The organism is Clostridium sp. HMP27 (assembly GCF_000765165.1).
GTDB lineage: Bacteria > Bacillota > Clostridia > Clostridiales > Clostridiaceae > Clostridium_AK.
The window spans coordinates 1-23,696 of record NZ_JMFY01000015.1 but is presented as its reverse complement, the minus strand read 5'-3'; the positions used below and the strand labels follow the sequence as shown (position 1 = coordinate 23,696).

The window sequence follows — 23,696 nt, the reverse complement described above, 5'->3', positions numbered from 1 at the left end:
TTATTATGAATGATACTACAAACTTTTCACAAAATCTAGGTACATTATTTTCAGACCTTCACAATTTTGTAGATACAGATTCAGTTTTAGGTAAACCACTATCTGTAGGAGATAAAACTTTAGTTCCTGTAATGTCTGTTACACTTGGTTATGGAAATACTGGCATGTCAACAAAAATGCAAGCAGTAAATAGTACTAACGCTTCTAATGGTGTTGGTTTAGGTGCTAGAGTTTCTACAAGCTCAGTTATAGTTATAGATAAGGATAATGTATCAATGCTTCCTGTAAACGAAAAAAGTACTATGGGACAAATGATGGATAAAATTCCTCAGGCACTATCAACTTTAGGCCAGAACATGATGCAACCTGGTATGAATCAAAGTCAGGGCCAAAGTCAATCACAAAGTAGTCAAAATTCTACCCAAAACAAACAACAAAATAGCTCTAGCAGCTCATCAGGAAGTATGTCCTAATAGGTGCTAGGAAGATTTTAAATTAGTGATACCTTGTATAAATATATTTAATGGAAACTTCTCATTGCTGAAGTTTCCATTTTCCTTAGTACTTTACTCCTAATGCCTAACTTACTCCCATTCTTTCCAGACTTCTGGTTCATAGCCTATAGTTGATTGCTTACCATTTCTTACTATTGGTGTTTTATAAAGCTTTGGATTATTTAAAAGTATTTCTTCTTTAACACTATCGTTTCTTATATTTTGAAGATTTGACTTTTCATATTCCTTAGATTCTTTATTTATTAAATTTGAAAGTCCTACTGCTGCTTTAACGCTTTCAAGTTCTCTTTTACTTAATGCTTTTATTGTCAAATCTATAAATTGATAATTAACTTTTCTTTCTTTGAAGTATCTTTCTGCTTTTTTTGTATCAAAACACTTCTTAGTTCCATAAATTTGAATGTTCATTTAGAAATTTCTCCTTTGTACTAGTTTGTAAATAATAACTTTGCTATATATTTAAGTGATAACTTATTTATTATATTTAAAATATGTTTTATTTAATTACATGATATTCATTACTCAATAATACGCTTATTGCATTTTTAATATGGCTTTCCTTAACTAAAATATAATCTGTGTCATAGGTTGAAATAGCAAATATACTTATACCTTCCTTAGCTAGCAAACTGCTGATTTTAGAAAGTATACCTATGAGTGAAAAATCTAACGGCCCCTCGATCTTTAATGCCTTCCATTCTTTTTCACATTTTATATTACTTGGGATACTTTCTTCATTACATACAATAGATAACTCATCTGCCGTTTTAGTTATTGAAAAAAATGTGCCTTTTAATCCCCAACTTGGAATAGCTTCATTAATATCTAATCTACATACCCCAAACTTATCTTTTAATAAGCTAAGTGTTAACTTATTTTCTATCATGATTTTTCAACTCCATTTCTTGTGTATCTATTATCCATATAAATATTATATGAGAACTTTATTATATATTAAAATTATAGGTTATATTTTTATATATTTCCACCAAAAGGATAAACTATAATTATACTTTGTGATAAAATAAAAGGATATTGCCACATTTTTAAGGAGTGAATACTATTGGAAAAGCTTTATTATGAAAATCCATATATGAATGAATTTACTGCTGAGATATTAAATATAGTTGAAAAAGATAATAAATATCATGTTGAATTAGATAAAACCTATTTTTATCCCGGTTCAGAAAATATGCCTTGTGATACAGGAGAAATAACTTCTATCCCTGTAATTTATGTCTATGAGAATGCTGAAAAAGTATATCATGTGCTTGAAACAAAGCCTATAAAAATTCATAAGGTGAAATGTACTATAAATTGGAGTAAAAAATATAATTGTATGCAGCATAATCTTGGAAAGGCTTTACTTTCTCATTACTTTTTAGAACTATTTAATGCAAATACAGTTAAATTTCACTATGAGGATAATTACACTTATATTGATATAGATAAGATTATTACCTTTGATGAAATCAAAAGAGTTGAGGAAATGGCTAATAAAATAGTTTTTAATAACATTAGCATCGAAAGCTTTTATGCAACAAAATCAGAGCTAAAAAAACTATCGGTTAAGAAAGTTTCCCCAAAGGGAAATGAAAAGATTAGAGTAGTTAAAATTGAAGATATTATTATAGCTCCGTATGCCGAACTACTTACAAATTCCACTATAGAGGCTCAAGTAATTAAAATTGTTAAGTGGGAAACCTTGGGAAAGAATACTCGAATAGAATTTTTATGCGGCTCACGGGCAGTTTCTGATTACATTTTAAAACATGAGTACATAAAATCTATGTTTAATTTATTAAAATGTGGTAATGAAAAAGATGCCCTAGCAAAAGTGCAAAATCTTAGAAATGAACTCAATGATGCTCTAAGTGAAAAGGGAGTCTTAAAGGCACAGGTTGCGGAATATGAAGTTAAAGAAATTTTAAATAGCTCTGAAAATATAAACGGAGTTAAGATAATTAAAAATATATTTGACAATGGCGATTTAAAGTACATAAACTTATTAGCTTCTAAATTAGTATTCTATCCTAAGACTATAGTTTTATTTGCAATAAAAACTGAAGATAAAGCTCAATTAATTTTTATGTGTTCAAAGGATTTAAAAGTTATAAGCATGAATTTACTTTTAAAGGATGCAATAACTTTAATTGATGGAAAAGGCGGTGGAAGCGACTTTTCAGCACAAGGTGGAGGAAAAGATAATAATAATTTAACTTCCTGCATTGAGTATGCCTACAAGAAAGTGTGCACCCATCTTCAGGATTAATTTCATCATAGTAAATATCAAAAAATAGCTAATCCCTAGTATCTAATAATGTTTAGACACTAGGGATTTAGTGACTATACTAAATTGCACTGCAATTTATTTTTTCGGTGCTAAAATCATAGTCATATTGTTTCCTTCAAGTTTTGCTGGTTTTTCAATAGTTCCAATTTCTCCTATTAACTCAACAAATGACTCCATAATTTTATACCCTACTTGAGTATTATTATTTTGTCTTCCTTTAAACCTAATGGAAACCTTAACTTTATCTTCATTAGTTAAAAACTTTTTAGCATTATTGGCTTTAATTTGAATGTCACCCACATCAATTGTTGGACTTAATCTTACTTCTTTAAGATTAACAACCTTTTGATTTTTTCTGTTTTCCTTTTCCTTTTTAGATTGCTCATAAAGGAATTTACTGTAGTCCATTATTCTACATACAGGTGGATTGGCATTAGGAGAAATCATAACTAAATCTAGTTCTCTCTCTTCAGCTATCATTAAAGCATCTCTTGTGCTTACAATTTTGCTTTCTTCTCCATCAATTAATCTAATTTCCTTTTCTCTAATCTGCTCGTTTAGCATAACATCCTTACTAATAATACCGCCTCCAAAATTTGATTTTATACAATATCTCTAGTATACCTTATTATTTGTCATATTACAAAGAATATATTCTAAAGGCGAATTTATTTTTAAAATGATGGAATTATTGCCCCTTTATAATTTTCTTCTATAAACTTTTTAATTTCTGGTGTGTTAATAGCCTCAACTAAAGCTTTAATATATTCTTTATCCTTATTATCTTCTTTTACTGCAATAATGTTAGCATATGGTGAATCCTTTGCTTCAATTGCTAAAGCATCTTTAGTTGGATTTAATCCTGCTGGCAGAGCATAGTTTGTATTTATTACTGCTACATCAACATCTTTTAAAGTTCTTGGAAGCTGAGCTGCTTCTAACTCTTCTATTTTTATATTTTTAGGATTTTCAGTAATATCTAATTTAGTGATTAATTCTCCTTCTTTAAACTTAGCAATTCCTTCTTTTTCAAGTAATCTTAAAGCCCTTGATCCATTTGTTGAATCATTTGGTACTGCTATTGTTGCTCCATCTTTTAAATCTTTTAAATTTTTAATTTTATCAGAGTATACTCCCATTGGTTCTAAGTGAACTTTCGCAACAGAAGCTAAATGAGTACCTTTTTCTTTATTAAATTGCTCTAAGTAAGGAATATGTTGAAAGAAGTTTGCATCTAATTCTCCTTGTTCAACTGCTGTATTTGGAATAACATAATCATCAAACACCTTGATTTCTAAAGTATAACCTTTTTTCTCTAGTATAGGTTTTACCTTTTCTAATATTTGTGCATGTGGTTCTGGAGTTGCCCCAACAACTATCTTCTTTTTCTCTGCAGGCTGAGCTGCTTCCTTATTGCCACATCCTGTTAGGCCAATTGCCCCTAAAACTACTGTACTTGCAAGTATTGCTGATAATATTCTCTTTTTCATTATAAAATGCCCCCTATTTATTAAAATATTTTTATTTGTTTACTTTTTTATATATTAAAGTTCCTATGCTTTGAAGCACTTGAACTAAAACTACTAAAACTATTACTGTAGCTATCAAAACATCATTTCTAAACATATGGTATCCATATCTTATTGCCACATATCCAAGCCCACCTGCACCAATAGCTCCTGCCATTGCCGAAAATCCTACTACACTAATTACTGTAAGAGTTATCCCCGATACAATAGAAGGAAGTGCTTCTGGCAGCATTACTTTGAATATAATTTGTGAAATACTGGCCCCAAAGGATTTTGCAGCTTCAACCACTCCTTTATCCACCTCTTTTAAAGCTGCTTCTATAATTCTTGTTACAAAAGGTGCTGAACCTATAGTCAGTGGTACAATTGCAGCAGGGGTTCCAATGGACTTTCCTACTATAAACCTTGTCACTGGTATAAGTATTACCATCAAAACTATAAAAGGAAATGATCTTAAAATGTTTATTATTGTATCTAAAATTTTATAAACTGCTTCATTTGGCTTTAATCCATCTTTAGCTGTTATTATCATTATAATTGCTGGTATAAATCCTATTAATACTGCTAAAGCTGTAGAAATTAAAACCATGATTAAAGTTTCACCTAAAGCTGGAAGTAATATTTGAGTTACCATACTTTATAGCACCTCCCAATGTACATTTTTTTTATCTAGATAAGAAGTAACTTGATTCTTCTTATCTTCTGTAGTATTAATTACAAGGCTTCCAAGTACTATTCCATTAAACTTCTCAAGTTTTCCCCAAACAATGGACACGTCTATGTTAAGTTCTCTAGCCATAGCTGTTATTACAGAACTCTTACTTATCTCCTTTGGGAAGAATAACTTTATATTTATCCCCTCTTCTGGCAATATCTCTTCTTCTCCCAAAAGATTTTCTAAATCTTTACTTGGATTTAGGAATACTTCTTCTACCTTTCCAGATTGAATTAATTTTCCACCTTCCATTAATGCAACTTTTGAGCAAGCTTCTTTTATAACCTCCATTTGATGAGTTACTATTACAATTGTTATGCCTAATTTATTATTTATCTCTCTTAATAATTCTAAAATGGACTTTGTTGTCTTAGGGTCTAATGCTGAAGTAGCTTCATCACATAATAAAACTTCCGGATTAAGAGTTAATGCTCTTGCAATTGCCACCCTTTGCTTCTGTCCTCCACTTAGCTCCTTTGGCATACTTTGAGCCTTATCCTCTAATCCTACAAGAGATAAAAGTTCTCTTACTCTTTTATTTATATCTTCCTTACTATATTTCCAGGTTTCCATAGGAAGAGCTATATTTTGCCACACATTTTTTCTATTTAACAAACTGAAATTTTGAAATATCATACCTATGTTTTTTCTAAACTCTCTAAGTTCTCTTTCTTTAAGCTCTTTTACTTCTTTGTTATTTACTATTACGTTTCCTGAATCATAACCTTCAAGTCCATTTATACATCTTAAAAGTGTTGATTTCCCTGCCCCACTGTGTCCTACAATTCCATATATTTCTCCCTTTTCTATAGTAATACTTACATTTTGCAAAACCTGATCTTCTCCAAAAAACTTATTAACATTATTTATTTCAATCATTGCTGCACCCCCTACTATCTAATAAAAAAATAAAGACCTAAGGATAACCTTAGGTCTGAAAAGATCCCGTCTACCCTCATCTCTCAGCTTACGCTGCAGGATTTAGCACCTTATATATATCACAATAATATATATTGGTTGCCGGGTTTCATCGGGCCAGTCCCTCCACCACTCTTGATAAGTCCTATTCGCTTTTATTGTTTTTTATTATATTACCATAGTCAAAGGTTGTCAATAACTTTTTTTTCTAATGATTCTGTAAAATGTGACATTATCAATTCTCCATCATATATTATAGTACAAGCTTGGGATGTTATCTTAATTTTATATGGAAACATCTCAATGAATTGGGATGTGCTGATTTGCAACGAAATCAAAGATTTCTACAAATCATGTAAATCATGCATAACTCATATAAGGAGTGATGTTTATGAATAGATTTGAAAAAATAACACCTTTTAATGGTTTTTATGAAGACCGTAATTTAGGACATCAGAATAATTATGCCTGGGCTATGGGGGAATTAGGCGATTATATATATGTTGGGGTAGGAAAAAATATAGTTTATACAGTTTTAAGATTCGTCTTTAATCTACCTGAACAATATATACCCGAAGTATTTATCCCAAGGCCTTCCATAAACCCAGGAGCTGAAATTTGGCGCTATAACAAAGATGGATCTGAAAATTGGACACAAGTTTATAAGTCTAATCCTCAAGATGGCATAGGCGATTTTAGATATATGATTAACTTCACTACAGCATCAGGAAAAAAAGTATTATTAGCTGCTGCTAATTCATTCTCGTCTGCAGTCAAAATGTTAATGTCCGAAGATGGTGAAAACTGGGAGGACGTAAGTGATGGTCTTACAGAAGGCGACACAGCAAGAGCCATGGTAGAGCATAACGGAAGAATGTATTTAGGCGTAATGAAAGGACTTGGCGGAAGTTTAGAGACTATTTTATATGAAACAAACGAACCTGAAAATGGGTGGACACGAGTTCAAATAGGAACAGGAGCAAATAATCCTCGTGGAGAAATTGCTTCAATGGAAAGCTTTAATAATCATCTTTATATTGGTACGGCTCCTCCTGGAGGATTTGAAGTTTGGAGAACTAATAGAGTATCCCCTATAGAGGATGATTGGAAACTTGTTGTAGATAAAGGTGCTGGTGAAGCCTTAAATCAATTACCTTTAAGCATGAAAGCTTTCAAAGGAGATTTATACGTTGGAACAGGAATATGGTTTGGAGTTTTCAGTATAGACCCTAGCCAAAGGTTTGTTCCCCCAAAAGGCTTTGATCTTATACGCGTTTCATCTAATGACGCTTGGAAGGTAGTTATAGGAAATGAAGCTATTTCTCCTACAAATCCAACTACTAGAGGAATTAGAAGACCCAATATTCCAGCTGGTCTTTGGGATATTTCTAATGCTTACTGCTGGCAGCTTGATGTTCATAACAATAGGCTGTATTTAGGCACCTGGGATGATTCAATATTATTTGCCACTTTATTGAAAACTTTAATAGCAAGATTTCCTAGCATTATATCAAGATTATCTGCCTCAAATACAGAAAATCAGGCAGCCTTAAATATTGATTCCTTAGACTTCGACTACAATTATGCACCACTAATAGAATCCCTTATACAATCTTTAGCTACTATAAAAGGTACCTTTGGTGGGGACTTATGGGTTTCCAATGATGGCTCTGACTGGAGATATATAAGTTTAAACGGCCTTGGAAATCCTCGTAATTATGGTTTGAGAAATCTACTTCCTTCAAAGAATGGTAAACTCTATATTGGAACTGCTAATCCCTTTGAAGGATGCGAAGTCTGGGTTTCAAGATAGTCAGTATAACTAACAGGATATTGCGACGTTTTTAATGTTAAATCTTCCGTATGGGTTCTGCATTGTTAATGAAACATCTCAGCTTACTGAGATATGCTAATTTATAATAAAATCATAGATTTCTATAAATTATGCAACGCGTTCACTACGCAAATGAGCTCCAATATCTGTCAATTTAAATCTCCTAAACTTTCTAAACTCGCTTACGCTCAAACAGCAGAAAGTTCTTTACGCTGATTTAAGTTGACAGATAAAAGCTTCTAATTGCTTGTTCAATGCTTTCTACAATACAGAATTCATAGTAGAAAGCATTGAATAAGCTCCAGAGTGACTTTATTTATAAATTTAAAATACCGTATAGAGCCTCCTACTGTCTGAGCCACAGCGAGTTTAGGATGCTTAGGCATTTTGAATTTGTAAATATTAGCCACTGTTAGCGAAATGAACGCTTTCCTAGATGCAAATTCTATACGGTAGGTTCAACATTATCTTAAAATATCATACTATTTCTATAATATGATGAACCTTTAGTAACCTATTCAAATATACTAATTATGTAAGTTATAAAATAAAGGAGAAAATCATGCTTTCTAACGAGCAATTTGTAAAAAATTCATTAGAACTAAACTTATTCTTCTTACGAATAATGAAGGAACATCTAATCTTTGTAAGTGCTTTCCTTATGCCTAAAGACGCTTACTTAATGGGTAATATTAATACTTTAAAATCCAATCTTGAAAAGTTGCTTGGACATACAATAATGTTATCAAGAGGAGTTATATCTCCAGCTGTGGACGAAACTGGTGATATAGTTACAAAATATACATTGAAAGCTGAAGACACTACAGAATTTTATACCGGCTTACCAATTGACACAAAATTTACAAAGGCAGAACTTGCACTCCCTAAATTCAATGCTATGGAGACTACTAAAGGACTTACCGAAAAAGTATTTTCATTAAATCAAAAAATCATGGATGTCATGAATACCGTTATTAAAATAAAATCAACGCTAAAAGAAAATGTTTTTAAATGCAAGATGTTTATAGGACTTTACCCTGCACTTACAGAACATGTGCTAGAAGAAGCATTGTTTTATTTTAGTATGCTTACAAAGCTACAAAAAAGAGTTGATATGGACATAAATAAAGAAATCGTTAAACAGGAAAGCTTCTGGAATGAAATTATGGCAGAACACTCAAAATTTATAAGGGGAATGTTAGATCCAACAGAAGAAGTATTAATTGAAATGGCTGATAAGTTTGGCGATGAATTTGATGAGTTAAATAAGAGAGCATTAAAACTTTTTGATGATATGTCAAAAATTAAAGAAGTAACTAGAGATAGCTTAAAAGCTACTACAAAACTTAGAGATTTCAAAATTCAAGGAACAGAAGGCATACTTTCTTGCAAAGTAAAATCTATAATATTGCCCCTACTTTCTGATCACGTTTTAAGAGAAGCAAATCATTACTTAAAGGCACTTAAAAGCTTGGATATAAATAGTAAGACAAAAAAATAAATTTTAGTGAACTTTAAAGGATATTACGACGTTAAATCTTCCGTATGGGTTCTGCATTTAAGAAAGCATTGAATGAGCTTTAGAGCGACTTTATTTATAAATATTAGTCGGTCTTAGCGAAATGAACGCTTTCCTAGATGCAAATTCTATACGGTAGGTTCAACATTATCTTAAAATGTCGTAATATTTTTATATTATCTTCTTGCCTTACCTGTAACATTTTCAATAGATATTTTTATAACTTTTACCCTGTTATTTGCTTCTTTAATATGTTCTATTCCTGGCTCCATATAGTCTTTCGAATACTTGTCCAATATTCCTATAAGTGCATTATATTTTTCCTCACTATACACTTCTTCAGCCTTTCCAAAAACTATTGCGCTCTCATAATTAGTTGTAAATTTTTCAGCTATAGGCTGAGTTTTTCCCACAACACAAAAGGATGTCTTGCTATTATTTTTAATGTTATCAAGTTTATGTCCTGTTACTGCACAATGAAAATAAATTGCATCATTGATATAAACATAGCTAAGGGGTACACCGTAGGCATATCCCTCTTCATTTACTGTCGATAAAATTCCATACTCACCTTTTCTTAATATTTCTATAGCATCTGTTGTATCTATACCTCTGTCTTTTCTTCTGATTTCTCTAAACATTTTTATCCTCCTCTATTTTACTCCTTTTTATCTTCCAAACACTTTTCTGGGTTAAGTCTTATAAATTCCCATTTGCCATCCTTAATTTTTCTATATTGCGCTATTTCCACATCTGTATCGTTGGTTAACTGTATAAATTCAATTAAATAATCATGCCCATCTGTACCTTCAAAATATATCTTTTTTACATATCCATCCTGCTTGGTAGGCTGAAGTTTCTTTACAAGTGAACACCAATTTCCATACCTAATAAGTACGGATGCCTCAGCATTATGCGCCCATCCATGATAAGCTGCACATAAAAAATCTTCTCCATAAAAATCTATATTCTCTATTTTATATCCGTTTCCTTCTTGCGAAAGGTATATATATCCATAATAATAAGAAAAATATGTTCCATCCTTTTCTGATCCTTCTATAGTTTCAATTTCTATAAAATATCTTAAACTTGTAGGATAACTTAAATCAAAGGGCACTCTTTTCAACTTAATCAAGTTTATATGCGCTATATTTTTAAAAGATTTAAGATACTTTTCATAACTTAATTTCCCCTTATAACTTGATGATAAAAATGCATAGGCTGCAGGATATGGATATTTAGCATTGCCTATTGTTCCGCATCCGCCCATTTTATTTTCATCTAAGTTTTCTGATTCTCTTAAAATGCTAAAGTAATTTATTATAGTACCTTCTGGAGTCTTTAAAAGGTATTCAGGAAGTGTATTTTTTGAAGAGTCTTTTTCTGAAAACAAATCAAAGAATTTATAATCAAAATTCTTATCATTTAAAATACTAAGTTTAGATGGACGAAAGTATCTTTCAGTATCTGTCTTTGGATAAGTTATATTATGTTCTTCTTTTTCAACAGGCTGCTTTTGAAATTGTCCACCCATAACCATAATTGCTTTATCTCTAGAACCATAAAAGTTTAAATATAAAAGCCCTCCTAATAAAATTATTAAAAGTGAACTGATTACTGTGAAAATTCTTCCTTTAGCTTTTGTCATATTTCCTCCAATTAAATCAATAAGCTTCTTTTAAAGTATATTGATTTGACTCAGGAAATATTATAACAACTTCGGTTTGTTCAATAATTTGCATAGACTAAAATTACTATAAATGAAATTATGTAACGTCATAAATATAAAAGTATTTATTTAACACCTTTCTTACTATTATGTATATGCATCTTTTAAATGCATAAAATAACCCTATTAAATTAGAAAGGTGAGATTTTTAATGGATATATTAACTGCTATTGAAAAATTGCTTACAGAAGACATATATACAGATGATAGGCTTATTCCTAAGAGTGTAAATAGAGTTGCTTTAAATACAAATATAAAGTCTAATGAAAAAATACTTAATGGAATTTATAAAAATATAGTTTATTATAAAACAAAAGATAGAACTGAAATTTCTAAAAGAATAGATGAACTACAAAGCGAATGGGATACAGAAAGAATTTTAGAAGCCAATGCTGCTGCAGTAATACTTGCAAGCTTAATTTTGGGTAAATTCGTAAATAGAAAATGGCTTATTCTTTCCTGTGGAGTTTCAGCCTTTCTCCTTCAGCATGCTATCCAAGGCTGGTGTCCTCCACTTCCTATAATAAGATCACTAGGCAAAAAAACTCCCTATGAACTTCTAGCTGAAATTACAGCACTTAAAATTCTTAGAGGAGATTTTGACTAGGTGATATTTTAATATTGAACATATAATATGGTATTTGCATTGTAGAAGACATTGAACAAGTATTAAAGATTCTTTGCGTAGTGAACCATCTTCCTAAATGCAAATATCATTCTTAAGATTCAATATCAAAACTGTCCAAATTTCTTTTCATGCTGAAGCAGCCACTCTTTTCTCCAAACCCCTCCTGCATAACCTGTAAGCTTACCATTTGTTCCAACTACCCTGTGGCAAGGTATTATTATTCCTAAAGAATTGTTGTGATTGGCGTTTCCAACGGCCCTAACTGCCTTAGGATTTTCAATAGCTTCCGCAATATATTTATAACTTACTGTGTCTCCAAAAGGTATTCTTGTAAGCTCATTCCAAACCTTTTTTTGAAATTCAGTACCTTGAATTTCTAGTTTTACAGTGAAACTTTTACGCTGTCCTTTAAAGTATTCATCCAGTTCTTTTATACACTGTATTAGTACTTCTGGCTGTCTTTCTGATGTATCCTCTTGTTTTTCAACAAAGTCTACAGATAAAATCCCGTTCTCATTTGATATAACTTCAATTATTCCAATTGGTGAATTATAGTAAGCCTTATATGCATTTTTCAAAGTGTATTCCTCCTTATTTTTTATTCTTAACACTTCCTACCGTAGTTCCTTTAGGCATTTGAAGTATCTTACTTTTAGTTACGCCAATTAATTGGGATGTATATATTCCATAATGTCCTGAAAAAAGATAACTTATTACACATGCCATAAATATGTAAATCATTCCCTGTCCCCCAAATAATTCTAGTCCAAGTACAAAGGATGAAATAGGAGCATTGGTAGCACCACAAAATACCGCAACAAGTCCAAGTCCTGCTAAAAATGAAGGTGATAGATTTATTATGGAAGATATAGCATTGCCAAAGGTTGACCCTATAAAAAACAAAGGGGTAACCTCTCCTCCTTGAAATCCTGCACCTAAAGTTATGGATGTAAAAATAAGCTTCCATAAAAATGCAAGTGGGGATACTACAGTTTCAAAAGAGCTCAGTATCATTGGAGTTCCTAGTCCTAAATAATCACGAGTTCCTACTATATATGTAAGAATTATTACTATAAGTCCACCTGCAAAGCTTTTAACCATTCCGCTTTTAAAGTATTTAGAAAATACTCTCTTTAAACTATGCACCATTTCGCTAAAAGCTATACTTATAATTCCAAATAGTATAGACGCAATAATTACTTTTGCTGTAACAATCAAAGTCATATCTGGTATTCCAGTAAGGGCATAATGACTATGCTTAGCACCTAAATAAGTTGCCACTAAATTTCCTACAAAGCTTGCCGTAAAACAAGGAATTAATGCTTCATAATGCATATGGCCTATTACTACAACCTCCATTCCAAAGATTGTACCAGCAAGCGGCGTTCCAAATACAGAACTAAACCCACTGCTTATTCCACACATTAGAAGAAGCCTTCTGTCAGCTTTATCAACTTTAAATATCTTTCCTATAAATTCAGCTATACTTCCTCCCATTTGAACAGCGGTTCCTTCCCTACCTGCTGAACCACCAAACAAATGAGTTATAATCGTACCTAAAAAAACTAAAGGCGCCATTCTTAAAGGTACTTCTCCGTCTCCCTTATAAATCTGCTCAAGTATTAAATTATTGCCTTGTGAAGACGTTTTTCCAAACCTTATATATATAAAGCTTACTAATGCTCCTCCAATAGGCAGCAGATATAAAAGCCATGGATACTCACCTCTTTTATCTGTGGCAAACTCTAAGCTCCATAGAAATAATACAGACAATGGCCCCACTACAAGCCCTACTACGCTCCCCATAGCTATCCACTTTATGAAATTCAACGTAAGAGCTGCATGCTCTTTCCCTTGTGCCAGGTTTAGAACTTTATTTTTAAACTCATTCAAAACTTTCTTCCTTCCTCCATTGATTGAGATTTCAACATTATCTTAAAATGTCATAATTTTATTATACTATTCTAGTATAAATAACTTAATAAATTATGCAAAGAAATTTTTTTATTAGTGATATTACATATAGGTCAATTAGTATATATAGATAGAGGATAAAATTAAGGGGGAATTTTATGTTTAATAAAGGTGAAGATAGGTTCCAGGTAGTTTACAAACAGGGAAAACTCTCGGGCTATAAGATAATCGTTGATAAGAAAACAGGAGTAAACTATTTGTTTACCTACGATGGATATGCCGGTGGACTTACTGTCCTTTTAGATAGAGAAGGAAACCCTGTAATTTCTCCTGCAGAAAAATAATAAGTATTTCTTCAGTGTTTAAGGAGTGATTTTATGTCTCAAGAAGCTTTAACTAATCAAACTATAGAACAACATTCTATTTTAAAATCAATATTTTTGCACCTATTCCCAGGATTACTTTCACTTACTTTTTACTGCCTTACTGCCCCTATTGCAGTGGCATATGGATTTCCATCTATGTTTGCTTTTATACTTTCTATGATTTGTACAGCCCTTCCCTTTGAACTTGGATACTTACTTTATCAGGGGGAACAGATTAATGGAGAAATGTCCTTAAAAGAATTGTTTGACTTTAAGAGAAAATTATCTTTGGATGAATATCTTTTATTGATACCTGCTCTAGTAATTTGGGGAGCTGTATGTCTTGGTTTTATAGGACTTGTAATAGATCCAATAATTATAAATAAAATTTTTTCTTTTTTACCCGAATGGTTTAATGTAAATGACATTATATACAATGCGCCAAAATACTCTACCACTACTTTAATAGTTACATTTATACTTTGCTTTATTGTGTTAGGAATCATTGCACCCTTGATAGAAGAATTATATTTTAGAGGATACCTGCTTCCTAGAATTTCAGAGTATGAATCTGTTTCACCTATTATAAATGCCATATTATTTTGTATATATCATTTTCATGCTCCATGGCAACTTTTTAGTAATTTACTTTTTTATTGGCCATTTGCACATTTAGTTTGGAAAAGAAATGACTTAAGGCTTTCACTTTATATCCGTGTAATACTTGGGATTGGACTAGCACTTAGCTTAATTCCACTTATTTGGGTGGAATAATAGATTCAAATAATTAGAATAAAAAGAGCCTACTATGATATAGGAGGCTCTTAAAAAATATATAACTTTATGCATATTAGACAATTCTAATATTAGTTTATAACGTCCTATCTAAATTTACCTCCATAATATTATTAACTTCTCTAATACCGGATATATAAATAGTACCGTAGATAAAGTAATAATAAATATTACTGTTATATATACTATTATATTTTGAAGCTTATTATTTGTATATTCCTTCATAATCTCATTATTATTTACTAACAATATCATGAATATAAGAATTACTGGACACAACATACCTGCAATTTGTTGAGTAACGAGCATGATGCCTACAAGAGACAATCTAGGTATTAGTACTAAAGAAGAGCTAAATATAATCATGAACGTAAATATACCGTAAAAAGCCCTTGCTTCTCTAAAAGAATTATCTAATCCGCTTTCAAGTCCAAATGCTTCACAAATAGCATAGGTAGTTGATAATGGAATTACCATTGTAGCTAATACTGAAGCACCAAATAATCCAAGGGCAAAAAGTATTGTAGCATAATTACCCGCAATAGGTTTTAGAGCCATAGCAGCTTGCTCTGCACTATCTATTTTAATACCAGCCTTATATAGAGTTACCGCTGTACAAACAATTATGAAAAATGACACTAAGTCTCCCCAAAGAGCACCTAAATATACGTCTAATTTTTCGTACTTATATTCCTTTATGCTAATGCCCTTATCTGCCACTGAGGATTGAAGGAAGAATTGCATATATGGTGTTATTGTTGTTCCTATCATTCCTATAAATGTTAAAATGTAATCTTTACTAAAATCTATTGTAGGTGTCCCTGTTGCTTTCATAACCTCTCTCCAGTTCGGATGAGCCCTTATACATGTTATAATATAAGTAAAAAATATAAATGTAAATGCTAAAAAAACCTTTTCTGTTTTCTTATAGGAACCTTTTGTTATGAGTAACCATACTAAAACTGCCATAATAGGCACAGTAATGTATTTGCTGATGCCAAATAGCTCTATACTTGCAGCAATTCCAGCAAAATCTCCAACGCATACTCCAAAGTTAGCTATAAATAATACACTCATTGCGAATAATGACCATCGCACACCATAATTTTCTCTTATTAAATCTGATAGTCCCTTTCCCGTAACTACAGCCATTCTAGCGTTCATTTCTTGAATTACAGCTAAGCTAAAGGTTATTAGTAAAAGTCCCCATAGCATTTTATAGCCGTAGGAAGCACCTACAGTTGCATAAGTGGCTATGCCACCTGCATCATTACCAGCATTAACAGTTATAAGTCCTGGTCCTATAATACTTAGTATAAATAAAAGTTTATTCTTTTTCTTCATAAAATTGCCCTCCCTATTTTGTGAGAGAACATTCTTTTACTTCCACTAATGGAGGCAGAACTTCTCTGCACTTATTAATTTTTAATAGTTGTATTCTACTTGTCCATAAATAACTAGGGTCTGTCTCCATTAATTTCACCTCCTGATAAAAAATAAAAAGAGCCTCAAAAAAGGCTCTATAAAACAACAACTAGAAAACTATATCCTTCGTTGAGCTTTAGCACTATACAGCTTTGGAATAGTTCCAGCTACATTAAGTAAAACCTTAATTCGGCAGTACCTGTTGACCCATTGGCATCTTTCGATATTTTTGGGCAGTAGCATATATCTAATATAGGAGCCTCACCTAACAATATACTATTAAGTTAAAAGATTAATTTATACCTTATTTAAAATAATTCTTTTTATAGCACTTGTCAATATTATTTAATCAATATTTCCTACTGTACTTTCTGTAGGATTTATTTTTTGAACTAAAAAACTAACTTCTACACTCTTTATATTATGAGATGATATTCCTTTATGTGCATCATTAAAATGGCTATTAGATACCTTTGCCTCTGTGTTTATGTATATCTTATAATTTTTTTACAAATAGTTATCAATTTATTGATTCTGGTATAATATATAAAAATTTTTATTGAACTACCTTAAATTGTAATTTTTCTAACAATACTTCTACATCTCCCTTAAACGTAAAGCACATCAACTTATCTTCTTTTTCAAAAATAATAAAAAATGACTTAGGTCCTTCTTCTTTGGGAAGTACTATAATTGCTTGGTCTACTATATTATTTATCCATTCATTTTGTAATACTAACGGTGATTCTAAAGAAACTTTAATTGCATATCCTTCTTTTGGTATGGGATTAAGCTTTGCATATATTCCATCTATTCCTTGAAGATAGCTTATTACCAAATTTTCAATTTCACTATTAGAATGAACTGTTTTTATCAGTTGATCTTTTTTTATATCATAAATTTCTATATTGTTATAATCCTTTGCATAAATACTTGCCGGAAATATAAATAAAATAGCTAAAATTGCTATGATTTTTTTAATTACCTTCATCCCAATCACCTCAAGATTAGTGTACCCTAAAATTAATTAAAAAATATTGTTCTCATAGCTTCTAGTAAATTTTTTTAATCAAAGTGCCACCCACATGACAAGTGGCAAGTTGATTAAACTTGCCACTTGTCATGTGGGTGGCACTCTCCTATTTAGCGTACTTAATTCCGCTCCAGTAAATATTATCTGCAACTTCTGCAATTTCTGGTAATTTTACATCTTTAAGAGCCCATTTCTTAAACTCTTCATAACCTGTTCTATCTACGATGTAACCTATATGCTCTTTTCCTTCTGGAGCATCTTTATCTATATATTCATTAATATAATCATAAGTATTTAATATTATTTTTATTATGCTTTCTTCATCTACCCATTTTATAAAATCCTCTGCAAGACGTGGATTTTTCTTTCCTGTTCTACCCATGATAGCAAGCTTGTAATATTTTTCATCACTTCTTGTCCAAGCATTATTTGGGCATTTTACTACGCATTCGCCGCAGCCCAAACACTTTTCGTGATCTCTTTCTACCTTAAAGTTTTCAAGTTTTAAAGCTCCTGTTACTCTCTTTTTGCAATTAGTTACGCAACGACCGCAGGATATACATCTGTGAGCATCATACTGAGGCATTGTCATACCCATTATTCCAAAGTCCTGCATTCTTGCTTTTATACAATCATTCGGACATCCTGTTAATGCAATTTTAACATGATAATCATTTGGGAATATTGCCTTTTCTATTTTTGCTGCAAACTTTGAAGTATCATAATTTGCAAAAGGACATACCTTGTTTCCTACGCAAGCTGATACATTTCTAGTACCTGCAGCTGAATATCCCTTTTCTTTATCATTTTGATTTATCTGAAGTTCATCTATTACAGGTTGAATTAATTTATTTACCTCGTCCATCTTATCAAAATCAATTCCTGGTATTTCAAAACCCTGTCTAATAGTCACATGTACATTTCCATTTCCGTACTTTTCAGCTATTTCATATATTACAGGTAAAACCTTTGAAGGAAGATGTCCCCCTGGTACTCTCACTCTTAAAGCTGTCTTATTTCTTTCTTTAGTTACTCTAAAGGCGTTTTTCTTTAAAGCTTTAGTATTTATATCCATAGTTAATCTCCCTCCTAATCTATAAGCTTTTTACCTTCTGTATAATTAAATACAGGGCCATCTAAACAAATATATGTTTCTCCAATTTTACAATGTCCGCATTTTCCAAGTCCACAGCACATCTTTCTTTCCTGAGAAATCCAGATATTCTTTTCTTCTGTTCCAAGTTTTAAAACCTCTGCCACTGCAAACTTCATCATTACAGGTGGTCCTACAACTATAAACTGAGCATTTTCTTTATCTTTTAAATTTAAAAGTGGTATATATTTTGTAACAAGTCCAACGTTACCTTTATATCCTTCTTCTGCAGAGTCCACAGTAATTGTTACATCTATGTTACTTTTCCATGCTTCTATGTCATCTTTAAATAGCACGCTATCTACATTTTTAAATCCTGCTATTAAGCTAAAGTTTCCACATTCTTCTCTGTTTTTGTGAAAATAATCTATAACTCCCTTAACAGGTGCAAGTGCTGTTCCACCTACAACTATAACTAAATCCTTATTTTTATAGTTTTCTACATCAAATCCATTTCCATAAGGTCCTCTCATAAAGAAGCTTTGGCCTATTTCATACTTGTGTACTTCATCTGTAACTACTCCGACCCTTCTTATAGTTAATTCTACAAAGCCGTCGCCTATTCCACAAACAGATATTGGAGCTTCACCGTACTTTGGAATTGAAACCTCAAAGAACTGACCAGGCTTTACCTTAGCTTCTCCCTTGTACTCCATTCTAAATGTATATTCTATGTCAGTATGTTTCTTTATATCTAATATTTCAGATTTAAAAGGAATGTATGGATTATTCATTAGCCTTTCCTCCTTCTAGAACATCACTTAATTTATTTACGCAATTTGAGAATGATATATATTGTGGGCATGCGTCATCACATCTTCCGCATCCTACACACATATGATACCCAAATCTCTTATTAAAATCATAAACTTTATGAAGAACTTTAAATCTCATTCTTTGTCCCTTATCTTGTCTAAATCCATGTCCACCTGCCATAGTTGTGTAACCATCTACTTGACAAGATGCCCAAACTCTTCTTCTTTCTCCTGCATTTTTATTATCTCTGTAGAATATATCCTGCATTGAGTTACATGTACAAGTTGGGCAAACAAAGTTACACTTTCCACAAGCTATACATCTTGCGTTATATTCATTCCATAACGGTAATTTAGCCACTTCTCCAAGATCTATGTTGTTTTCATCTGGAATGTTTACATCTATATCATTACTTTCTACATAAGCTGGAGTAACATCTAAAGCTTCTGCTTCTACTCCCTCAAAGTATATTGAAAGATTATTATCTTTTACATCGATTTCAATGTACTCTCCTCCATCATTTACTGCCATATCATAATCAGTTGTCTTATTTGTACCCATGGATGTACAGAAGCAATTTTCAAAGGAATTTTCACATCCTATTAAAACAAATTTTACTTTATCTCTTAATGCCTTATAATAAGGATCTTCTGCTCCATTTTTTAAGTAAATTTGATCTACCCTTTTTACACCATGCATATCGCAGCTTCTTAAAAACACTAATATCTTTTTATCATCTATTTTAGGTTCCATCCACTGATCTTCAGTAAAGTAAAATAATGTTTGAGTTGTTGGAAGTATAACTTCCTTATATGAAAAATGTGATTTATCTACTAAATTTATATTTTTTCCATCTTTAACTTCTTCATATCTTATAGAATCTGTATCTGAAAAGTTTCCTTTACCAACTAAGGTTACTGGTGCGTAAACTTTATACTCTTTTGATAAACTTTTGATAATATTGTTAAAATCTTGTCTTCTTATCTTTAATCCCATTATATCCACCTCTTACTTTCTTTGTTTTGCTATATTAAAATAGGTAAGCGCTACAAAAACTATTCCACCTATCATGTTTCCTATTGATACAAATATAAGATTGTGGAAAAGCCCACCTAATGTCACTGCTCCACTGTGTGGAATTAAAAGTCCTATTGAAAGTAATGTCATATTTGCTACTGAGTGCTCAAAACCTGATGTAATGAATGCAAATAGACACCAAAATATCATAATTAATTTTGAAGCTTCTTCTTTCATCTTAAATGAACACCATACCGCTAAACATACGAGCAAGTTACAAAGTATTCCCCTATATAATAATTGATCCCAAGGTAAGTTCATTTTTGTTTCGGTAGTTTTTACTATAAAGCTTGCTATTGGTCCTGATGCAAGTCCACTTTTTACATACATAAGTGCTAAAAGTGCTGAACCTATGAAATTTCCAATATATGATACAATCCAAACTTTAAAGGTCTCCCCCCAAGTTGTTTTTTTATCTAAAGAAGATACTGTCATGACCATGTTGTTCCCTGTGAATAATTCTGATCCTGCCATTATTACGAGACTTAATGCAATTCCAAATGAAGCTCCCATTAAAACTTTAGTAGCTGGTGAATTTGCTGCACTAAAAATTCCACCTATTGTAAAGATAAGTATTATACCAATTCCTACATAAATTCCTGCTAATGCTGATGATATTGTATAACCAAAAGGATTGCTTTTTAATAATTTTGCTTTTGCCTCTCCTGCATTTCCAACTTTGTTAATTTCTTCACCAAACATGATAGATCTCCTCTCTAATCAATTTACATATATGATTTTAAATGATAAAAACATAAAAGTATGTGATTTTTATCACATACTTTTATATTTTCTAAATATTTTTTATAATTTTTTGATTATTAAATTTTAAATAAAATGTAACATTTATTATTTGTTTCGTATAAGTTCTTGCAAATTCCTGAGCTGCTGTACTAAAATATTTTTGCGTTCCAAGGCTTAAAATATTTTAGAAATTCAGCTCACTGAATTTCATCCTTCAGCAGTTTTAATGAAGATACATTTATACTTTAAATTTTGCAACCATTCCTTGAAGCTTATTGACACTTTCACTTGTGGTATTTATAAGTTCAAGCACTTCATTTGATTTATCAAAAACTTCAGTAGTACTTTCTGCAATACTTTCAGTACCTTGTGCTGTTTCATTATTTGATGCAGCTACTTCGCCAATGGATTTTGTTACACTTTCCATTGAAACTGTTATCTCATCTAATACTTTACTTAAACCTGAAACAAAGTCCTCCATGTAAGCAGCATTCTTATAATACTGCTCCCCAGTATTTACTAAAGATTCATAATCCTTTATTACATTTTGTTTAATAAAGTCTAAAATCTCACTTGAACTTTCACTTAAATTTCCCACAGAATCCATTACTCGTTTTGTGACTTGTTGAATTTTACTTACAGCATTCTTTGAATCCTCTGAAAGTTTTTTAATTTCATTAGCTACAACTGCAAACCCTCTACCAGCTTCCCCTGCTCTTGCTGCCTCAATAGATGCATTTAGTGCAAGCAGATTAGTTTGTGAAGCTATTTGTAGAATTGCATCGGTAAGTAAACTGATTTCCTCTACTGCCTTTGATTGCTCTATAGCATCAGTTAATTTTTTATTGGCTGCCATACCTATTGTTTGTGCAGTTTGCTGAGCAACTACTGCATTTTGTTTTAACTCTTCTGCATGCTTACTGATTTCCTTTATAACTTCAGTTCCATTTTCAGCTTTAGAAGAAATATCTTCAATAGCCTTTTCAATTTCTATAGCTGATGCATCCATTTCCTCTGTTGAAGCTGCAGATTCTTCCATGCTTGCTGCCATTTCTTCTGTGGTTTTCAGTACATTACCAATTTGCAATGTAAGATCTTGTATATTATTATTTGTTTTATTAACTATATTACCTACCTGAGAAGATTCGCACGTAATTGTAGATATTATATTTCTAAAAGAATCTTGAAGTAAATTTATATTTTGCGCAAGCTCTCCTATCTCATCATTACTTTTAACTTCAATATGTTGAGTTAAGTCTCCTTCGCTATTTGCCATTTCACGAAGTTTGGTTAATACATTAAAAATAGGCTTTACAACTTTCTTAGAAACATATGACCATGCCATAATAAGTATTATTATAGCTATAATAATTGAAACTCCCATTATACCCATTGTTACATATATGTCTCTTTGTATATCTGCAATAACATTTTTTATATTTTCATTAGAGGTATTCTTAAAACTATCTACTTGTTCATTTACCTCCTTTGCCATTTTATCAAATTTAAGCATTGTAGCATTTCCTTTACCAGGACCTCCAGTAATATATGCATTAGCCATAATTTTTCCAGTTTCATAATAAGGCTCAAAGGATTTTTCAATAGACTGTATCTGACCGCTATTTTCAGGATTAATTTTTATAAGTTCCTGTAAATTTTTTTTGGCACCCTTTGCATGCTCTTCTGCATTTTCAAAACCATCATTATACCCTTCTGCTCCTCTTGTTGCACTAATATCTGTAAGCCACTGTTGAACTTGAACAACATTTAACTTTAACTCCTCTGCCTTCGAAAGGGTAGCAAAGTATTTTTCATTCATTTGTTTTACTTCTAATAAATTATTTTGTACAGCCCTAATTTGGGCAATTGTGATACTTGTAAAAAGAATAAACATCATAAAAATTGGAAATATGATTTTTATTTTTATACTTTTCATTTTTTTCATCCCCTTTTAATTGCTAAACACTTGATATAATCCTGCATTTTTTTATTGTAAACTAATTTAGTTACATATGTATCTAATATTTTTTACAATTTTATAAACAATCAAAGTTTTATTTATGCCTGTACTATATTATTCGTAGCAACTAACGATAACTAAACATAACACTCGCTATGTAAGTGGCACTTTTATTGCATAAACTAAGATCTAAGGAATATATTTATATTGGTTAATATTAAAAGGAGTAGTTACAATGACAAACATATTTAAAGTCAATAATAAAAAAAGTATTCTGTTGTTGATTATCGTCATAGTTCTAACAGAAGGAGCTGGAATCTTATCTGGATTTCTAGGAATGTCAAACAGCGAAAATTATGCAAACTTAATAAAGCCAGCATTCTCTCCTCCAGGATGGGTCTTTGCAGTTGTGTGGCCAATACTATATCTACTTATGTCCATTGCTCTTTATAGAATATTATTATTAAAAAAGGAAGGGAAAGATGTTACACGAGCACTTGTATATTATTTCATTCAATTTGGCTTGAATTTACTTTGGACATTCATATTTTTTAGATTTAACCTTTATGGACTTGCTTTCATAGAATTGCTTGTACTTCTTGTGTTTATTCTTTTAACCACCTTTGAGTTTGCAAAACATGATAAGATATCAGCTTATCTTTTAATTCCCTATATACTTTGGGTATCTTTTGCAGGAGTTTTGAATTTTTCTATATGGATGCTTAATGAAATGTGAGAAAAAATCCAGAGCATTTTTTCTAGGTGTTAGGTACAAGGTACTAGGAAATGTAGAA

25 protein-coding genes and 2 riboswitches are annotated in these 23,696 nt (G+C 31.4%); of the genes, 8 read left to right on the top strand and 17 right to left on the bottom strand.

The window, feature by feature from the left end:
• Positions 1 to 5: 5 nt before the first annotated feature.
• Positions 6 to 473: a spore germination protein GerW family protein gene (locus DP68_RS07355; RefSeq protein ID WP_035307999.1), complete on the top strand. Its 468-nt coding sequence runs from the start codon at positions 6 to 8 to the stop codon at positions 471 to 473.
• Between the two features lie 111 nt (positions 474 to 584).
• On the opposite strand, the gene DP68_RS07350 is transcribed toward DP68_RS07355, so the two are convergent.
• Positions 585 to 923 carry an arsenate reductase family protein gene (locus DP68_RS07350; RefSeq protein WP_035307997.1) on the bottom strand — a complete coding sequence of 113 codons (339 nt, stop codon included), beginning with the start codon at positions 921 to 923 and terminating at the stop codon, positions 585 to 587.
• A gap of 88 nt (positions 924 to 1,011) precedes the next feature.
• Complete coding sequence (locus DP68_RS07345) at positions 1,012 to 1,401, bottom strand: ACT domain-containing protein (RefSeq protein ID WP_035307995.1); 390 nt, start codon at positions 1,399 to 1,401, stop codon at positions 1,012 to 1,014.
• A 177-nt stretch (positions 1,402 to 1,578) separates the two neighbouring features.
• Between DP68_RS07345 and DP68_RS07340 the strand changes: the two genes are divergently transcribed.
• Positions 1,579 to 2,787, top strand: a complete 1,209-nt coding sequence (locus tag DP68_RS07340; protein WP_035307993.1) for a DHHA1 domain-containing protein — start codon at positions 1,579 to 1,581, stop codon at positions 2,785 to 2,787.
• Positions 2,788 to 2,883: 96 nt separating this feature from the next.
• Here the strand turns inward: DP68_RS07340 and infC are convergent, their stop codons facing one another.
• The 4 genes from infC to DP68_RS07320 form a co-directional block, all read right to left on the bottom strand.
• Complete coding sequence (gene infC / locus DP68_RS07335; protein ID WP_035307991.1) at positions 2,884 to 3,372, bottom strand: translation initiation factor IF-3; 489 nt, start codon at positions 3,370 to 3,372, stop codon at positions 2,884 to 2,886.
• 110 nt (positions 3,373 to 3,482) lie between these two features.
• On the bottom strand, positions 3,483 to 4,298 hold the full coding sequence (locus tag DP68_RS07330; RefSeq protein ID WP_035307989.1) for a MetQ/NlpA family ABC transporter substrate-binding protein: 816 nt from the start codon (positions 4,296 to 4,298) through the stop codon (positions 3,483 to 3,485).
• A 31-nt stretch (positions 4,299 to 4,329) separates the two neighbouring features.
• A complete protein-coding gene (locus DP68_RS07325) occupies positions 4,330 to 4,971 on the bottom strand; it encodes a methionine ABC transporter permease (RefSeq protein WP_035307986.1) in 642 nt (213 codons plus the stop codon).
• 3 nt (positions 4,972 to 4,974) lie between these two features.
• Entirely contained in the window at positions 4,975 to 5,931 is a 957-nt protein-coding gene (locus DP68_RS07320) for a methionine ABC transporter ATP-binding protein (protein ID WP_035307983.1), read from the bottom strand.
• 73 nt (positions 5,932 to 6,004) lie between these two features.
• Positions 6,005 to 6,115, bottom strand: a riboswitch (SAM riboswitch).
• A gap of 246 nt (positions 6,116 to 6,361) precedes the next feature.
• Here DP68_RS07320 and DP68_RS07315 point away from each other — a divergent pair.
• Entirely contained in the window at positions 6,362 to 7,783 is a 1,422-nt protein-coding gene (locus DP68_RS07315) for a hypothetical protein (protein ID WP_052085698.1), read from the top strand.
• 583 nt (positions 7,784 to 8,366) lie between these two features.
• On the top strand, positions 8,367 to 9,305 hold the full coding sequence (locus DP68_RS07310; RefSeq protein WP_035307979.1) for a DUF2935 domain-containing protein: 939 nt from the start codon (positions 8,367 to 8,369) through the stop codon (positions 9,303 to 9,305).
• A 194-nt stretch (positions 9,306 to 9,499) separates the two neighbouring features.
• Here DP68_RS07310 and DP68_RS07305 read toward each other — a convergent pair whose 3' ends face one another.
• Positions 9,500 to 9,964, bottom strand: a complete 465-nt coding sequence (locus DP68_RS07305) for a pyridoxamine 5'-phosphate oxidase family protein (RefSeq protein ID WP_035307976.1) — start codon at positions 9,962 to 9,964, stop codon at positions 9,500 to 9,502.
• Between the two features lie 17 nt (positions 9,965 to 9,981).
• Positions 9,982 to 10,971: a hypothetical protein gene (locus DP68_RS07300; RefSeq protein ID WP_052085697.1), complete on the bottom strand. Its 990-nt coding sequence runs from the start codon at positions 10,969 to 10,971 to the stop codon at positions 9,982 to 9,984.
• Between the two features lie 232 nt (positions 10,972 to 11,203).
• Between DP68_RS07300 and DP68_RS07295 the strand changes: the two genes are divergently transcribed.
• The gene (locus DP68_RS07295; RefSeq protein ID WP_052085696.1) at positions 11,204 to 11,659 is read left to right on the top strand and encodes a DUF2892 domain-containing protein; all 456 of its coding nucleotides are present in this window, start codon (positions 11,204 to 11,206) and stop codon (positions 11,657 to 11,659) included.
• A gap of 125 nt (positions 11,660 to 11,784) precedes the next feature.
• Here the strand turns inward: DP68_RS07295 and DP68_RS07290 are convergent, their stop codons facing one another.
• Positions 11,785 to 12,258, bottom strand: coding sequence for a methylated-DNA--[protein]-cysteine S-methyltransferase (locus tag DP68_RS07290; RefSeq protein WP_035307974.1), 474 nt, complete (start codon positions 12,256 to 12,258; stop codon positions 11,785 to 11,787).
• A 13-nt stretch (positions 12,259 to 12,271) separates the two neighbouring features.
• On the bottom strand, positions 12,272 to 13,486 hold the full coding sequence (locus DP68_RS07285; RefSeq protein ID WP_081957122.1) for a voltage-gated chloride channel family protein: 1,215 nt from the start codon (positions 13,484 to 13,486) through the stop codon (positions 12,272 to 12,274).
• A gap of 266 nt (positions 13,487 to 13,752) precedes the next feature.
• Between DP68_RS07285 and DP68_RS07280 the strand changes: the two genes are divergently transcribed.
• A complete protein-coding gene (locus tag DP68_RS07280) occupies positions 13,753 to 13,938 on the top strand; it encodes a DUF6440 family protein (RefSeq protein ID WP_035307972.1) in 186 nt (61 codons plus the stop codon).
• Between the two features lie 33 nt (positions 13,939 to 13,971).
• On the top strand, positions 13,972 to 14,733 hold the full coding sequence (locus tag DP68_RS07275; RefSeq protein WP_035307970.1) for a CPBP family intramembrane glutamic endopeptidase: 762 nt from the start codon (positions 13,972 to 13,974) through the stop codon (positions 14,731 to 14,733).
• 117 nt (positions 14,734 to 14,850) lie between these two features.
• On the opposite strand, the gene DP68_RS07270 is transcribed toward DP68_RS07275, so the two are convergent.
• The 7 genes from DP68_RS07270 to DP68_RS07240 all read right to left on the bottom strand — a co-directional run bounded on the left by DP68_RS07270 (position 14,851) and on the right by DP68_RS07240 (position 22,878).
• The gene (locus DP68_RS07270) at positions 14,851 to 16,098 is read right to left on the bottom strand and encodes an Nramp family divalent metal transporter (RefSeq protein WP_035307968.1); all 1,248 of its coding nucleotides are present in this window, start codon (positions 16,096 to 16,098) and stop codon (positions 14,851 to 14,853) included.
• A 195-nt stretch (positions 16,099 to 16,293) separates the two neighbouring features.
• Positions 16,294 to 16,459: riboswitch (M-box (ykoK) riboswitch) on the bottom strand.
• A 276-nt stretch (positions 16,460 to 16,735) separates the two neighbouring features.
• Positions 16,736 to 17,170, bottom strand: a complete 435-nt coding sequence (locus tag DP68_RS07265; protein WP_035307966.1) for a hypothetical protein — start codon at positions 17,168 to 17,170, stop codon at positions 16,736 to 16,738.
• Positions 17,171 to 17,318: 148 nt separating this feature from the next.
• Positions 17,319 to 18,287 carry a sulfite reductase subunit C gene (gene asrC / locus DP68_RS07260; RefSeq protein ID WP_035307964.1) on the bottom strand — a complete coding sequence of 323 codons (969 nt, stop codon included), beginning with the start codon at positions 18,285 to 18,287 and terminating at the stop codon, positions 17,319 to 17,321.
• Between the two features lie 14 nt (positions 18,288 to 18,301).
• Positions 18,302 to 19,099, bottom strand: a complete 798-nt coding sequence (asrB, locus tag DP68_RS07255) for an anaerobic sulfite reductase subunit AsrB (protein WP_035307962.1) — start codon at positions 19,097 to 19,099, stop codon at positions 18,302 to 18,304.
• Positions 19,092 to 20,117 carry an anaerobic sulfite reductase subunit AsrA gene (asrA, locus tag DP68_RS07250; RefSeq protein ID WP_035307960.1) on the bottom strand — a complete coding sequence of 342 codons (1,026 nt, stop codon included), beginning with the start codon at positions 20,115 to 20,117 and terminating at the stop codon, positions 19,092 to 19,094. The genes asrB and asrA overlap by 8 nt, the downstream gene beginning before the upstream one ends.
• Before the next feature lie 12 nt (positions 20,118 to 20,129).
• The gene (locus DP68_RS07245; protein ID WP_035307958.1) at positions 20,130 to 20,900 is read right to left on the bottom strand and encodes a formate/nitrite transporter family protein; all 771 of its coding nucleotides are present in this window, start codon (positions 20,898 to 20,900) and stop codon (positions 20,130 to 20,132) included.
• Positions 20,901 to 21,180: 280 nt separating this feature from the next.
• On the bottom strand, positions 21,181 to 22,878 hold the full coding sequence (locus DP68_RS07240) for a methyl-accepting chemotaxis protein (RefSeq protein WP_035307957.1): 1,698 nt from the start codon (positions 22,876 to 22,878) through the stop codon (positions 21,181 to 21,183).
• Positions 22,879 to 23,137: 259 nt separating this feature from the next.
• Here DP68_RS07240 and DP68_RS07235 point away from each other — a divergent pair, with 259 nt between their 5' ends.
• Positions 23,138 to 23,638: a TspO/MBR family protein gene (locus tag DP68_RS07235; RefSeq protein ID WP_035307956.1), complete on the top strand. Its 501-nt coding sequence runs from the start codon at positions 23,138 to 23,140 to the stop codon at positions 23,636 to 23,638.
• The last annotated feature ends 58 nt before the right edge of the window (positions 23,639 to 23,696 follow it).